Origin of the sequence: Variovorax sp. 679 (assembly GCF_003952185.1) — a bacterium.
Taxonomy (GTDB): Bacteria; Pseudomonadota; Gammaproteobacteria; order Burkholderiales; family Burkholderiaceae_C; genus Variovorax.
The window spans coordinates 514,837-528,295 of record NZ_RXFS01000005.1; the positions used below are offsets into that span (position 1 = coordinate 514,837).

The window sequence follows — 13,459 nt, forward strand, 5'->3', positions numbered from 1 at the left end:
CGCGATGTTCGACACCGTGCTCATTGCCAACCGCGGCGAAATCGCCTTGCGCATCCAGCGCGCCTGCCGGGGCCTGGGCCTGCGCACGGTGGCCGTGTACTCGGAGGCCGACCGCGAGGCGATGTACGTCGCGCAGGCCGACCAGGCGCTGTGCATCGGGCCGGCGGCACCGGGCCTGAGCTATCTCAACCAGTCCGCCATCCTGTTCGCCGCCGAGGTGAGCGGGGCGCAAGCCATTCATCCCGGCTACGGCTTTCTCTCGGAGAACGCGGGTTTCGCCGAGCGCGTCGAGCAGGCCGGCCTCGTGTTCGTCGGACCCAGCGCAGCCTGCATCCGCACCATGGGCGACAAGGTCTCGGCCAAGCGCGCGATGCGCAAGGCCGGCGTGCCTTGCGTGCCCGGCCCCGACGAGGCGCTACCGGACGACGCGGCCGCCGTGCTGGCCCTGGCGCGCGACATCGGCTATCCGGTGATCGTGAAGGCCGCAGGCGGCGGCGGCGGTCGCGGCATGCGCGTGGTGCACGAAGAGGCCGCGCTGCTCGACGCCATGGCCCTCACGCGCGAGGAGGCGCGACAGGCCTTCGGCAACCCCGAGGTCTACATCGAGAAGTTTTTGCTGCATCCGCGCCATGTCGAGATCCAGGTGCTGGCCGACAGCCACGGCAACGCCGTATGGCTTGGCAGCCGCGACTGCTCGCTGCAGCGCCGCCACCAGAAGGTGATCGAGGAAGCGCCCGCGCCGGGCATCGACGACGCGCTGATGGCCGAGGTGGGCGAGCGCTGCGCGGCCGCCTGCCGGCAGATCGGCTACTGCGGCGTCGGCACGTTCGAGTTCTTGTACGAGAAGGGCGCTTTCTATTTCATCGAGATGAACACGCGCCTGCAGGTCGAGCACCCGGTGACCGAGATGACCGCCGGCATCGACATCGTGCAGCAGCAGCTGCGCATGGTGCGCGGCGAGCGTTTGTCGATCGTGCAGGCCGACGTGCGCTGCCAGGGCCATGCCATCGAGTGCCGCATCAACGCCGAGAACCCCGACACCTTCGCGCCAGCGCCGGGCCGCATCACCGGCTGGCAGGTGCCCGGCGGCTTCGGCGTGCGCGTCGATTCGCACGCGGGCGCCGGCTACCGCGTGCCGCCGTACTACGACTCGATGATCGCCAAGCTCGTCGTGCACGGCGACAGCCGCGCCGACGCACTCGACCGCATGCGCCTCGCGCTGGCCGAGACGCGCGTGGAAGGCATCGCCACCAACGTGCCGCTGCACCGCGCGCTGCTGCGCGACGAGGGCTTTGCCGCCGGCGGTGTCGACATCCATCATCTCGAACGCTGGCTACAGCAAAGGAGCGCGGCGTGACCGCAGCACCATCCATCAGTCCCCTGGGCACCACCGCGCTGCTGTTCGAGGCGCCCGGCGACATGAACCTGCCGTCGCAGCAGCGCATCTGGGCGCTGGCGCACGAGGCCGAGACCTGGCCCGAGGTGCGCGAGGCCGTGCCGGGCATGAACAACCTGATGCTCACCTTCACGCGCGCGCCGCGCCAGCTCGACGCGTTGCGCGCGCGCCTGTGCGAAGCCTGGAGCGCCGCCACCGCCATGCCGCGCGAAGGCCGCGTGGTCGAGCTGCCGGTGGTCTACGGCGGCGAAGGCGGCCCGCACATGGCGGACGTGATGGCGCACACGGGCCTGGGCATCGACGCCATCGTCGAGCTGCACAGCGCGCCGCTCTACCCGGTGTACGCGCTCGGCAGCCACCCGGGCTACTGCTATCTCGGCGGCATGGACCCGCGCATCGCCACGCCCCGGCGCAAGGTGCCGGTGCTGAGCATCCCGGGCGGCGCGGTGTCGATCGGCGGCGCGCAGACGGGCGTGTCGGCATCGGCCGGCCCCAGCGGCTGGAACACCATCGGCAGCACCTCGATGGTGTTCTTCGACCCGGCGCAAGACCCGCCCGCGATGCTGCAGCCGGGCGACATGATCCGCTTCCGCGTGGAGGGCATCGTCCGATGATCGAGATCCTTTCGTCCGCCGCGCTCGCCACCGTGCAGGACCTGGGCCGCACCGGCAGCCTGCGCTGGGGCGTGGGCACTTCGGGCGCCATGGACAACCTCGCGCTGGCCGCAGGCAACCTGCTGCTGGGCAATGCGCTCGGCGCGGCTGCCGTCGAGATTCCGGTGTTCCCGTTCAAGCTCCTTTTCGACGAGGACTGCGCCTTCGCGCTCACCGGTGCCGACTGCGCCGCCCGGCTCGACGACCAGCCCCTGCTGCCGTGGTGGGTGCACCAGGCGCGCGCCGGCCAAGTGCTCACGCTGGGCCTGCCGCAGGGCGGCGCGCAGCGCGGCAGTCGCGCCGTGCTGTGCGTGGCCGGCGGCATCGACGTGCCCGAGGTGCTGGGCTCGCGCAGCACCCAGCTGCGCGGCGCCTTCGGCGGCCACGAGGGGCGCGCGCTGCGCCGGGGCGACCTGCTTCGCGCCGCCGGCGCGGGCAGCGCATGCCGCACCGGCTTCGGCCTCGTGCCGCCCGTGCTCGCGCTGCCGCTGGAGCGCGATGGCATCGCGGCCGTGCGCGTTCTGCCCGCCGCCGAGTACATGGCCTTCGAGCCGGCCTCGCGCGAGGCTTTCTGGGCCGGCGAATGGAAGATCACGCCGCAGAGCGACCGCTACGGCTACCGGCTCGACGGCGAGGCGCTGCGGCCCATCGCGCCGATGGAGTTGCGCTCCCACGGCATCGTGCCCGGCGTGATCCAGGTGCCGCACAGCGGGCAGCCCATCATCCAGATGCGCGACGCCCAGCCCTCGGGCGGCTACCCCAAGTTCGGCACCGTGATCGAGGCCGACATGTGGCGCCTCGGGCAGGCGCCCATCGGCAGCCGCGTGCGTTTCATCGAGACCACCTGGGACGAGGCGCTGGACGCGCTCGACGAGGTGCGGGCGTGGCTCGACAAGGTGGCGCGCATGGTGGAACTGCATCGCGGCGCGCCCGCCGCCAGGAACTGACCGGCATGCAGGACGTTTCCCGACTCACCGCATGGCTGAAAGGCACCGACATCGGCCTGCTCGAGCTGCGCACGCCGCAGGGCACGCTGCGCCTCGAACGCCGGGGCGACGAGATCGTCGAGCTGCCGGAGGAGGAAGAGGTCGGGCCCGTGCCGGTCAAGGCCCCCTCGCTCGGCGTCTTCCTGCACGGCCACCCGCTCGCGACCGTGCCGCTGGTCCGTATCGGCGCGCGCGTGGAAGCCGGCCAGACCGTCGGCCTGCTGAAGATTGGCCCACTGCTGCTGCCGGTGGCCGCGCCGCAGGCCGGCATCGTCGATGGCGTCCATGTGGCCGATGGCGCAGCCGTCGGCTACGGCACGCCGCTGCTCGAGCTGCACCCGCTTTGACGAACAAGAGAAGGACACCACGATGGACATCGACCTGAACGCAGACCTCGGCGAAGGCTTCGGCCCCTGGCGCATGGGCGAGGACGAAGCGCTGCTCGACATCGTCTCCTCCGCCAACGTGGCCTGCGGCTTCCACGCCGGCGACCCGCTCATCATGGACCGCACCGTTCGCATGGCGCGCCAGCGCGGCGTGGACGTGGGCGCGCACGTGGGCTTTCCCGACCTGGTGGGCTTCGGCCGCCGGCAGATGCAGATGGAGACGAAGGAGCTGGTGGCCTGCGTGCTCTACCAGCTCAGCGCGCTCGACGGCATGGCCCGCACCGCCGGCCATCGCATGACGCACATGAGCTTCCACGGTGCGCTCGGCAACATGGCCGCCGCCGACGCCGCGCTGGCCGAGCCGCTGGTGCGCGCCGTGGCCGACTTCGATCCCTGGCTCACCGTCAGCACCTCCGCCAGCCGCGCCATCGAGGGCGCGGCCGAGCGCTGCGGCCTGCGCGTGCGCAGGACCTTCCTCGCCGACCGCGCCTGCGACGACGACGGCCTGCTGGTGCCGCGCAAGCTGCCCGGCGCCGTCATCCACGAGCGCGACACGGTGCTGGCGCGCGTGCGTCAGCTTCTCGAGGAAGGCACCGTCACCAGCAGCACCGGCAGGAAGATCCCGATGCGCGTGCATTCGATCCTGCTGCACGGCGACACGCCCGGCGCCGTCGAACTGGCGCGCGCCGTGCGTGGGGTGGTCGAGCAAGCGGGGCGCGTGGTGCCCATCTCCAGGCAATCGGCCTGATGCGCCGGGGCACGAACATGGTGCTTACCCTTGGCCATATGCACAGATGCCGGGCGACATAAGGGGGGCTTATCGCTCCACAGCCAATCCGTCTTGGCGCCGCGAACAGGCGCTGGCTACAGTGAATTCCAGGCAGCCATCTGCCACCTGATGAAAGAAACCGACATGCCGTTTTCCGACTACAAGACCGCACTGGTGACCGGAGCCTCCTCGGGCATCGGCGCCGCCGTCGTCGAGCGCCTGAGCAAGGAAGGACTGAAGGTGCACGCGCTCGCGCGCAGCGCCGACAAGCTGGCCGACCTCGCCGCGCGCACCGGTTGCATTCCGCACGCCATCGACGTGAGCGACCTCGCCGGCATCACCCGCCTCGCGAAGGAGGTCGAGTTCGACGTGCTGGTCAACAACGCCGGCGTGGACCGGCCCGGCTCCATCCTCAAGGCCGACGCCGAAGGCATCGACCTGCTGGTGGACGTCAACCTGCGCGCCGTGCTGCACCTGTGCCGGCTCGTGGTGCCCGGCATGGCGGCGCGCGATCGCGGCCACGTGGTCAACATCAGCTCCATTGCAGCGGCCTACAACTTCGGCGGCAACAGCACCTATCACGCGACCAAGGCGGCGGTGAGCATGCTGTCGCGCCAGCTGCGCATCGACTGCTTCGGCAAGCGCGTGCGCGTCACCGAGATCTGCCCGGGACGCGTGGCCACCGACATCTTCGCGCACGTGCACGGCGATTCCGAAGAGACCTACAAGCGCTTCGTCGAAGGCTTCGAGCTGCCGCAGGCGGAAGACATCGCCAACGCCATCGCCTTCGCCATCTCGGCGCCCATCGCGGTGAACGTGGGCCACATGGAAATCACGCCGACGCTGCAGGTGCCCGGCGGCCTTTCGACCACGCGGCCCGAAGCGCCACAGGCCTGAGCGGCGCGAACGCAATCGATCCAGGCAAGGCAAAGGAACCGGCGCATGAAAGATTTCGACCTGCTGGCGATCCTGCTGAAGCCGGAGTTCGGCGACATGCTGCTGCACGGCATGCTGGAGACGCTGAGGATCGCGGCCGGCTCCTGGCTTCTGGCGATGACCATGGCCGTCGTGCTGCTGGTGGTGCGGCTCACGCCGAACCGCATCGCCGAGCGCGTCGTGGCCGGCTATGTCTCGTATCACCGCAACGTGCCCACGCTGGTGCAGCTCATGTTCTGGTACTTCGGCATCTTCAGCCTGCTGCCCGATGCGCTGCAGGGCTGGCTGTCGGTCAACAACGCGGAGCGGCTCCTGTCCATCGTCGCGCTCGGGCTGTGCCAGGCGGCCTACTTCAGCGAGGACATGCGCTCGGGCCTGCGCGCCATTCCGGCGGGCCAGGCCGAAGCCGCGCGCGCGCTCGGCCACGGCTACATCGGCTCGATGCGCCACGTGATGCTGCCGCAGGCCATCCGCAACGCGGTGCCGGCGCTGGTCAACCACAGCGTGTCGCTCTTCAAGAACAGCAGCCTGGCCATGGCCATCGGCGTGGCCGAGCTGACGCACGCGGTGAAGGAAATCGAGAGCCAGAGCTTCCGCACCTTCGAGGTCTACAGCGTGGCCACGGTGCTCTACCTCGTGTGCTCGCTGCTCATCATGGCCGTGGGCGGATGGCTGTCGCGGCGCTACCGCATCGTGGGCGCGAGATAAGCGGGAGCCATCATCATGTTCAGCGTCTTCGAAATCCTCCGCGACAACTGGCTGTTGCTGCTGGTCGGCCAGTATCCCAACGGGCCGCTCGGCGGCATCGTCGCCACCCTCATTCTGTCGGTGCTGGGCATCGTGCTGGCCTTTCCGCTGTCGGTGCTGCTCGCGCTGGCGCGGCTGTCGCCCTGGCGCCTGCTGCGCTGGCCCGCCACCGTGCTGGTGTACGTGGTGCGCGGCGTGCCGCTGCTGATGGTGATCCTGTGGGTCTACTTCCTGGTGCCGCTGCTCATCGGGCGCGACGTGTCGGGCTTCACCACCATGCTGTGCACGCTGGTGATCTACGAAGGCGCCTATCTCTCGGAGGTGGTGCGCGCCGGCATCCAGGCCCTGCCGAAGGGGCAGACCGAGGCGGCGCGCGCGCTGGGCCACAGCCACCTGGGCACCATGTGGTTCGTGATCCTGCCGCAGGCGCTCTACAACATGCTGCCGAGCATGCTGAGCCAGTTCATCTCCACCGTCAAGGAGACCACGCTGGGCTACGTGATCAACGTGCAGGAACTCACCTTCGCGGCCAACCAGATCAACAACCAGCTGCTGACCAAGCCCTTCCAGGTGTTCTTCATCCTCGCGATGACGTACTACGTGGTCTGCTTCAGCCTGACGCAACTGGCGCAATGGCTGGAGCGGCGCATCGCGCACAAGCGGCTCGGCGCCGCGCCGGCCAAGGCAGCCGAGGACGGCGTGCCGCTCCCGGCTCCGGTGGTGACCCAGCCATGACGCCCGCTCCATATCCCGCCAAGGACGACACCATGATCCTGTTCTCCAACATCAACAAGTGGTACGGCGACTACCAGGCGCTGGCCGACATCAACGCCGAAGTGAAGAAGGGCGAGGTCGTGGTGGTCTGCGGTCCCTCGGGTTCCGGAAAGTCCACGCTGATCCGCACCGTGAACCGCCTGGAGGAAGTGAAGTCGGGGCAGCTGCTTTTCGACGGCCAGGACATCCATGCGCCCATGCGCAGCGCGGCGCTGAACAAGCTGCGCAGCCGCATCGGCTTCGTGTTCCAGAGCTTCAACCTGTTCCCGCATCTTTCGGTGATGGAGAACATCATGCTCTCGCCGATGCGCGTGCTCGGCGTGAAGCGCGCCGATGCGAAGGCCAAGGCCGGTCAGCTGCTCGAACGCGTCGGGCTGTCGAACAAGGCGGGCGCATACCCGGCGCAGCTCTCGGGCGGGCAGCAGCAACGCGTGGCGATCGCTCGCGCGCTGGCGATGGAGCCGCCGGCCATGCTGTTCGACGAACCCACCAGCGCGCTCGACCCCGAGATGGTGGGCGAGGTGCTGTCGGTGATGCGCGGGCTGGCCAACGACGGCATGACCATGATGTGCGTCACGCACGAGATGAACTTCGCCCGCGAGGTGGCAGACCGCGTCTGGTTCATGGACGCGGGCCGCATCCTCGAGAAGGCCGACCCCGCCACTTTCTTCGGCAGCCCGCAGCATCCGCGCGCGCAGCGCTTCCTGTCGGACCTGCGCGCCCACTGAGTCCAGTCCCCGTCGTTCACCTCTTCGCAATCTCCCAGGAGTCCACCATGTCGAACAAGACCGTCTTCCGCCTCGCCACCATCGGCGCCTGTCTCAGCGCGGCGTCCCTGCTGGCGCATGCCGACCAGTGGAGCGACATCAGCCAGCGCAAGGAACTCAGGTGCGGCACCTTCGCCGACGTTCCTCCCTTTGCCGCACCCGACCCCAAGACGCGCGAGATGGTGGGCCACGACGTCGACCTGTGCAACGCGCTGGCCAAGGAGCTGGGCCTCACCGCAAAGGTCACGCCGCTGTCGGTGGAGGCCCGCGTGCCCGAAGTGAAGCTCGGCCGCGTCGACGTGACCGTCGCCAATCTCGCCTACACCAAGAGCCGCGGCGAGCAGATCCAGTTCAGCGACCCGTACTACGTGGCCAAGGAGATGCTGGCCGTGAAGGCTTCGGACCCCGGCACCGCCAAGGCCGACTTCAAGGGCAAGCGCCTGAGCTCGACCAAGGGCTCCACTTCCGAGCTGTCGATCAAGATGAACGGCTCCGAGCCGGTCACCTTCCAGGACACGGGCTCGGCCTTCATGGCGGTGCAGCAGAACAAGTCGGTCGGCATGGTCGCCAACACCATGACCATCACCAAGCTGGTCAACCAGTCGAAGACCGAAGGCGTGGCGCTGAAGATGATCAAGGACCCGATGGTGCTGCAGCCCGTGGGCATCGGCATGAAGAAGGACGAGCCCGTGCTGCTGTCCAAGGTGAACGCCGCCCTCTATGCGCTGGAGAAATCGGGCGAGCTCGACCGCATCTGGGCCAAGTGGCTGGGCCCGAACACCGAGTACAAGATGACGCGCGAGGAGAAGGTCACGCCGCTGGCCGAGCTCAAGTTCGAGATGCTGCCCTGATCCGGCTTGGGTCGCTCTAGTCGTAGTTCGTGAAGCGGCTCGGTTCCGGCGTCTGCGGGTTCAACGGCTGGTAGCCCTGGATGTTCTGCAGCAGCGTGCTCGTCGGGTTCGATCCGATGTTGCCGAAGCCGTTGAACTGGATCTGGAACATCAGCCGCGTGTCGGGGCTGGTGCGGCCCGAGACGAGGCGTTCGAGCACGATGCGGCCCACCCAGCAGCAGGCGTTGTATTCGGCGCCGATCAGGCTGTCCGACATCGCGCGGTCGTGCAGGCTGTAGCTCAGCCGCCCCACCGCATACCAGCGCCCCGGGTCCGAGGGCGACTTGTTGCCGAGGAGTCCCCGCGTCAGCTCGCTCAGCGGCCACTGCCAGTTGAAGTCCACCGTCTTCGTGCCGTCATTCGCGGTCGTGCTGCTGTCGGCCTGGTAGCGGACGGCGGCGGTGAGCGTGTGGTACGGCGCGGGCGTGAAGCGCAGGGTGAGCGCGTCGCGCGTGCTCTTGCCGGTGTCCATGTTGTACTGGGCCAGGCCGTCCACGCTCCATTTCGGGCTCCAGTGCACCTGCCCGCCGAGGATGAAGTCGCCCGAGCGGTCGGTCACGGCGGTGCCGCCCGGCAGCGTGACGTTCTGGTCGCTGAAGCGGAAGCGTTGTGCGATGCCGAAGCGGGCCGACTCGGCGCCGGTTGCAGGATCGATCAGGCGCGTGGTCACGCCCGTGGTCAGCGTGTTGGTGTCCGAGATGCGGTCGTTGCCCGAGAACGCGTTCTCGGTGTACAGCGTGGCGAAGCTGATGTCGTTGGCGGCCGTGTCGTACACCGGCAGCTGGCTCTGGTCGCGGTAGGGCGTGCGCACGTAGAAGGCGCGCGGTTCCAGCGTCTGGCGCCATGCGCGTCCGAACAGGCTGGTGTCGCGCTCGAACACCAGGCCGCTGTCCAGGCTCAAGGTCGGCACCACGCTGCTGATGGAGGTCGCGCCGCTGGCCAGCGCCGAGTCGAGCTGGTAGGAGGCCGTGTGCAGCAGCAGCTTCGGAATCACGTAGCCGCCCGGCGTGATCCACGGCCGGCTGATCTGCAGGTTGCCCACCATGCGCTCGCCGTTGGGCTGCTTGATGCCGTTGAGCGTGGGCGAGTAGGCCGAGTCGACCTCGAAGCGCGAGTAGTCCAGCGTGCCCGACACGTCGAAGCCGTGCCAGTCGTACTTGTTGTAGTTGGCCGTGATCTGCGGCACGCGGTTGTACGAGGGCGTGATCGGCGAGGCTGCGTACTGCAGCGTCTGGTAGGAGAGGGTGCGTGCCTGGCCGCTCCAGTCGCCCTTGCTCCAGTTGAGGTCGACCTCGTTGGTGAGCGTGCGCGAGGTCAGCGTGGGCGAGTGCGAGAAGTCGCGCCAGTAGTCGTCGTCGCTCACGCGGTTGATGTTGAACGAGGTGCTCAGCGAATCGAGCCCGAAGGGCTTGGGATCGAACTGCTGGTTGTGCTTGGCCCACAGGCCCCAGCGGTTGCGGTCGCGCAGGCTGTCGGCGGGCATCTCGTCGACGCGGATCTGGCCGTTGTAGCCCTTCTCCAGGTAGCGGAACTCGGTGCCGACGTTGATGCCGCGGCTGGTCATGAGCTCCGGGTACAGCGTGAGGTCGCGGTTGGGCGCGATGTTCCAGTACCAGGGCTGCAGGTACTCGAAGCCGTTGGTGGTGTCGTAGCCGATCACCGGCGGCAGCAGGCCGGTCTGCCGCGCGTTGCTCAGCGGAAAGCTCACCGACGGTATCGAAGGCGTGGTCACGCCCAGGAAGGTGATCTGCGCGTCGGCGGCGGTCGCCAGGTTGGTGTCGCTGTCGGTGGTCATGGCGACCGCGGTGAGCATCCACGCGGGCATCCAGCCCGGACGGTTGTCGCGCAGGCAGGTGGTGTAGGTGGCGTGCCGCGCCACCGACACCTTCGGATCGACGAAGTCGATGCGCTCGGCCTCGCCATGGCCGCCATTGGCCAGCAGCGTGTAGCGAACGTGGTCGAAGAAGCCCTCGAAGCTCTCGACCTTCAGGTGCAGCTCGGGGCCCTCGTACACGTTGCCGGCCTGGTTGAGGTGCACGTTGCCGGTGGCGGTGGCCGTGTCGCCGGGCGGCTGGTACTCGAGCCGGTCGGCGGTGATGCGCGTATCGCCGCGCCGCAGCGAGGCATTGCCCTCGACCGTTACTTCGAGGTCGGGGCGCCCGCTGAGCCGGTCGCCGTCGACGATGCTCGGGCGCATGCCGCGTTCGGCCGGCGGGATGGTCTCGACCAGCTCGGGCGTGCGGCGCAGCGTGAGCGGCGCCTCGATCCATGCATCCTGTGCCGTGGCCGTCTGCGCGCGCAGCATGAGCAGCGAAAGCAGCACCATCGGCGGCAGCGGAAAACCGCGCCAGCGTAGTTTCATGTGAGAAGAGAGATGTCCGAAAAGGATGCCGGCGTCCGCTCAGGCGTCCTGCCTGGCCTGCGATTCCCATGCGAAGCCGACGCCGTACACGGAGCGGATCCAGTCGTGCGCGGCCGAGACGGTGGCCAGCTTCTTCCTGAGGTTCTTGATGTGCGTGTCGACCACGCGCTCGTTGACGTCCAGCGCCTCGGGGAATGCGGCTTCGAGCAGCTTCGAGCGCGTCAGCACCCGCCCAGGCTCCTGCGAGAGCGCGCGCAGCAGCAGCGATTCGCGGCGCGTCAGCGGCAGGTAGTGCCCGTCGAGGATCGCGCAGCCGCGCACGGCGCCGAAGGTGATCGGCATGGCGGGCCGCGCGATGCGGTGGCGCTGCGCATAGCGGCGCAGCACCGTGTGGATGCGCACGGCCACTTCCCTCGGCGAGAAGGGCTTGCACACGTAGTCGTCCGCGCCGAGCTCGAAGCCGCGCAGCCGGTCGGTCTCCTGCGCGAGCGCCGTCAGCATGATGATCGGGTGGTCGCTGCGCGCGCGGATCTTCTCCAGGATCTGCAGGCCGCTGATGTGCGGCAGTTCGACGTCGAGCAGCGTGAGCGCGGGCGGCGAGGTGAGGATGCGGTGCAGCGCGACGGCGCCGTCGTCGATGTGCTCGACCTCGTGTCCGGCGCGGTGCAGTTCGTCCCGCAGCATCGAGGCCGCGTCGTCTCCTTCCTCCACCAGCAGGATGCGGCTCATCGCTTCACTGCAGCTTCAGCGAGCCCGGGTGCAGCGACCCGGCCGGGGCCTGGGGGCCCCTGTCGCGGCAGTTCCTCATGTGGTCGTCCACCGTCAGGTCGCCCTGGAGGTCGGTCAACAACCGCAGCGTGCCGTCGATGCCGGCGGCGTCGAGCATCGGGTAGCCCTGGTCGGTACGCCCGTTGTTGCGCGCCACGCGCGCGATGTAGGGCAGGTCCTGCGGCGTGATGACGACGCTGGGCATCACGCCTTCGAGCTCGACGCCCTCGAAGGGCAGCAGCACGAAGTACTGCACCCGCAGGTCGGACGGCACCAGGCTGCGCAGGTGGGTGGTCTTGCGGCCGCACTGCCAGGCCGGGTCTTTCACCTCGCGCGCCAGCGAATGCCCGTGCTGGCGCAGGAACCAGCGCGGCACCGTGTGGGCCGAGGTCTTGCGATACACCACGGCGTTGCGCCAGCCCTTCACCTCGAACAGGTACACGCCGGCCTCGCACACCAGCGCCACGTCGAAGCGGGCGGTGGGGACGGCGCTGCCTTCGTACATCGGGATGACGAGGTCGCGCAGCACGTGCATGCGTCCGAAGGCGGGCTGGAACGCGGCAGCGAGCTGCTGGACCGCCAGCGCGGTCGCGGTGCTGCTCGCGGATTCGCTTTCCGGGGAGGTGCAGACGCGGCGCGCGGGCGCGGCGGGGTCCGGCTTCTTGTGTCCGTGGCCGGCCAGCGTGAGCACGGGGCGGGCCGGGACTTTGTGCAGGGCAGTGGTCATGTAGGGCTCCTTCGGAACTCAAGGATTGCGCAACTTTCGGGAGACATTGTGCAGAAACGGCAATTGATCGGCTTGCCCGCTCTCTCCGGTCCGCAGGTCGGCGACGGTGTCGATCGATGCGCCGCTTCCGATGCTTCCCATGAGCACGACCCATGCGAGCGCCAGCTCGCCGTTGGCCGCGGCCAGCACGTGCAGATCGAGCAGCAGGCCCTGGAAGTCCTCCATGAGCTGCATTTCGGAAATCTCGCCACGATCGCGGCGCAGCTTCGACGCCTCGAAGGACTCTCGCGCATTCACGACGCGCGCGTACGCTGTGTTGGCGATGTCGCTCTGCATCTGCAGGCGGCGAAGCGCCTCGGCGACCTGCTCGCGTGCCTGCGCGACCGCATGCGCGTAGAGGGGCTTGCCGGGCACTTCGATGTCCTGCGCCTCGTCGACTGCCGCGTCGATGGAGCCCGTGGGCATCGCGGATGGATCGGCGTCGTAGAGCGCGGCCGCCAGGTTGATGTCGTTCCTGTTGGCAAGCACCGTCATCGGCAGTTCGCGTGGCACCTCGGCCGCGAAGCGGGGCAACGACTTGTCCTGCAGCGCGTCGGCAAGCATCTCTTCGAGCGCGGCTTCCGACATGCGGCACTGCCTGGCCAGGTATGCGATGTAGCTCGCGCGCTGGGCCTGCAGCTTGCCGATGGTGGCCTGCGCGCCGGCCTGGCGTTGTGCGAGCTGCTTTTCGAAGTCGTCGTGCGGCAGCGCGTTGCCCTTGAGAAGAGCAGCTTGCCGCTCGACGGCCGCGCGCGTGTTCTCGAGGTAGACGAGTTCCAGCGTCTTTACCTTGAGCGCGATGTACGTCGCGGCAATGCCCGCTTCCGCATTGCTTCCGCGCGATGCAGCCATCAGCCCGTTCATTGCCGGGTCCTCGAAACCGGCCCACCACGATTGCGTGCCCGCGTCGGCCTGCGCGCGCGTGCGCGCCTTGTGGTCCACGAACATGCCTGCCGCGAGCACCGAGGTCGAATGGACCATCGCGATGCTCGTGCTGGCGCATGCGATGGCCAGTGCGCCGCACAGCGCCGCCATCAGGATTCGTGAGCGCGTCACACCAGGGTCTCCAGCTTCGTCATGAGCGGATCTTTTCAGGCGATCTGGGAGAAATTTGAAGGACCGTGCAACAGCCCCGCACACGGGTGTGATGTGCGCGCACAACACTCCATGCGCGACACGGCCGAACCACCAAATTCCTCCCGAATTGGGCGAAACCATGCATGCAGCCGGTCGATACCGAGCGGCCGCATCAGACCTGA

The 13,459-nt window shown here is 68.6% G+C and carries 14 protein-coding genes; 10 read left to right on the forward strand and 4 right to left on the reverse strand.

Annotated features, from left to right (window positions below):
• Window positions 1-4: 4 nt before the first annotated feature.
• The 10 genes from accC (at window position 5) to EJO71_RS15805 (ending at window position 8,265) form a co-directional block, all read left to right on the forward strand.
• Window positions 5-1,357 (forward strand): acetyl-CoA carboxylase biotin carboxylase subunit, encoded by a 1,353-nt coding sequence (accC, locus tag EJO71_RS15760; protein WP_125949188.1) that lies wholly within the window; start codon window positions 5-7, stop codon window positions 1,355-1,357.
• A complete protein-coding gene (pxpB, locus tag EJO71_RS15765) occupies window positions 1,354-2,010 on the forward strand; it encodes a 5-oxoprolinase subunit PxpB (RefSeq protein ID WP_125949187.1) in 657 nt (218 codons plus the stop codon). Before accC ends, pxpB begins: the two co-directional genes overlap by 4 nt.
• Window positions 2,007-2,996: a biotin-dependent carboxyltransferase family protein gene (locus EJO71_RS15770; protein WP_125949186.1), complete on the forward strand. Its 990-nt coding sequence runs from the start codon at window positions 2,007-2,009 to the stop codon at window positions 2,994-2,996. The genes pxpB and EJO71_RS15770 overlap by 4 nt, the downstream gene beginning before the upstream one ends.
• Before the next feature lie 5 nt (window positions 2,997-3,001).
• Window positions 3,002-3,382: an acetyl-CoA carboxylase biotin carboxyl carrier protein subunit gene (locus EJO71_RS15775; RefSeq protein WP_125949185.1), complete on the forward strand. Its 381-nt coding sequence runs from the start codon at window positions 3,002-3,004 to the stop codon at window positions 3,380-3,382.
• 22 nt (window positions 3,383-3,404) lie between these two features.
• Entirely contained in the window at window positions 3,405-4,169 is a 765-nt protein-coding gene (locus EJO71_RS15780) for a 5-oxoprolinase subunit PxpA (RefSeq protein WP_125949184.1), read from the forward strand.
• 165 nt (window positions 4,170-4,334) lie between these two features.
• On the forward strand, window positions 4,335-5,087 hold the full coding sequence (locus EJO71_RS15785; RefSeq protein ID WP_125949183.1) for an SDR family oxidoreductase: 753 nt from the start codon (window positions 4,335-4,337) through the stop codon (window positions 5,085-5,087).
• Window positions 5,088-5,132: 45 nt separating this feature from the next.
• Entirely contained in the window at window positions 5,133-5,834 is a 702-nt protein-coding gene (locus EJO71_RS15790) for an amino acid ABC transporter permease (RefSeq protein WP_125949182.1), read from the forward strand.
• A 15-nt stretch (window positions 5,835-5,849) separates the two neighbouring features.
• Window positions 5,850-6,608: an amino acid ABC transporter permease gene (locus EJO71_RS15795; protein ID WP_125949181.1), complete on the forward strand. Its 759-nt coding sequence runs from the start codon at window positions 5,850-5,852 to the stop codon at window positions 6,606-6,608.
• 32 nt (window positions 6,609-6,640) lie between these two features.
• A complete protein-coding gene (locus EJO71_RS15800; protein WP_125949623.1) occupies window positions 6,641-7,375 on the forward strand; it encodes an amino acid ABC transporter ATP-binding protein in 735 nt (244 codons plus the stop codon).
• Window positions 7,376-7,422: 47 nt separating this feature from the next.
• Window positions 7,423-8,265 carry an ABC transporter substrate-binding protein gene (locus EJO71_RS15805; protein ID WP_125949180.1) on the forward strand — a complete coding sequence of 281 codons (843 nt, stop codon included), beginning with the start codon at window positions 7,423-7,425 and terminating at the stop codon, window positions 8,263-8,265.
• Between the two features lie 16 nt (window positions 8,266-8,281).
• Here the strand turns inward: EJO71_RS15805 and lptD are convergent, their stop codons facing one another.
• Genes lptD through EJO71_RS15825 form a run of 4 tightly spaced genes read right to left on the reverse strand, consistent with a single transcriptional unit; the run spans window position 8,282 to window position 13,256 of the window.
• The gene (gene lptD / locus EJO71_RS15810) at window positions 8,282-10,666 is read right to left on the reverse strand and encodes an LPS assembly protein LptD (RefSeq protein WP_125949179.1); all 2,385 of its coding nucleotides are present in this window, start codon (window positions 10,664-10,666) and stop codon (window positions 8,282-8,284) included.
• Window positions 10,667-10,705: 39 nt separating this feature from the next.
• On the reverse strand, window positions 10,706-11,395 hold the full coding sequence (locus tag EJO71_RS15815) for a response regulator transcription factor (protein WP_125949178.1): 690 nt from the start codon (window positions 11,393-11,395) through the stop codon (window positions 10,706-10,708).
• Between the two features lie 4 nt (window positions 11,396-11,399).
• Window positions 11,400-12,161, reverse strand: a complete 762-nt coding sequence (locus EJO71_RS15820; protein ID WP_125949177.1) for a nuclease-related domain-containing protein — start codon at window positions 12,159-12,161, stop codon at window positions 11,400-11,402.
• Window positions 12,162-12,179: 18 nt separating this feature from the next.
• Window positions 12,180-13,256, reverse strand: coding sequence for a hypothetical protein (locus EJO71_RS15825; protein WP_125949176.1), 1,077 nt, complete (start codon window positions 13,254-13,256; stop codon window positions 12,180-12,182).
• Window positions 13,257-13,459 lie beyond the last annotated feature (203 nt).

Excerpts from the sequence above, each read along its gene's own strand:
- EJO71_RS15790 (WP_125949182.1), top strand. The coding sequence starts at position 5,133 with ATGAAAGATTTCGACCTGCTGGCGATCCTGCTGAAGCCGGAGTTCGGC.
- EJO71_RS15785 (WP_125949183.1), top strand. The coding sequence starts at position 4,335 with ATGCCGTTTTCCGACTACAAGACCGCACTGGTGACCGGAGCCTCCTCG.
- EJO71_RS15820 (WP_125949177.1), bottom strand. The coding sequence starts at position 12,161 with ATGACCACTGCCCTGCACAAAGTCCCGGCCCGCCCCGTGCTCACGCTG.
- lptD (WP_125949179.1), bottom strand. The coding sequence starts at position 10,666 with ATGAAACTACGCTGGCGCGGTTTTCCGCTGCCGCCGATGGTGCTGCTT.
- EJO71_RS15815 (WP_125949178.1), bottom strand. The coding sequence starts at position 11,395 with ATGAGCCGCATCCTGCTGGTGGAGGAAGGAGACGACGCGGCCTCGATG.
- EJO71_RS15805 (WP_125949180.1), top strand. The coding sequence starts at position 7,423 with ATGTCGAACAAGACCGTCTTCCGCCTCGCCACCATCGGCGCCTGTCTC.
- EJO71_RS15770 (WP_125949186.1), top strand. The coding sequence starts at position 2,007 with ATGATCGAGATCCTTTCGTCCGCCGCGCTCGCCACCGTGCAGGACCTG.
- EJO71_RS15795 (WP_125949181.1), top strand. The coding sequence starts at position 5,850 with ATGTTCAGCGTCTTCGAAATCCTCCGCGACAACTGGCTGTTGCTGCTG.
- accC (WP_125949188.1), top strand. The coding sequence starts at position 5 with ATGTTCGACACCGTGCTCATTGCCAACCGCGGCGAAATCGCCTTGCGC.
- EJO71_RS15800 (WP_125949623.1), top strand. The coding sequence starts at position 6,641 with ATGATCCTGTTCTCCAACATCAACAAGTGGTACGGCGACTACCAGGCG.
- EJO71_RS15775 (WP_125949185.1), top strand. The coding sequence starts at position 3,002 with ATGCAGGACGTTTCCCGACTCACCGCATGGCTGAAAGGCACCGACATC.
- EJO71_RS15780 (WP_125949184.1), top strand. The coding sequence starts at position 3,405 with ATGGACATCGACCTGAACGCAGACCTCGGCGAAGGCTTCGGCCCCTGG.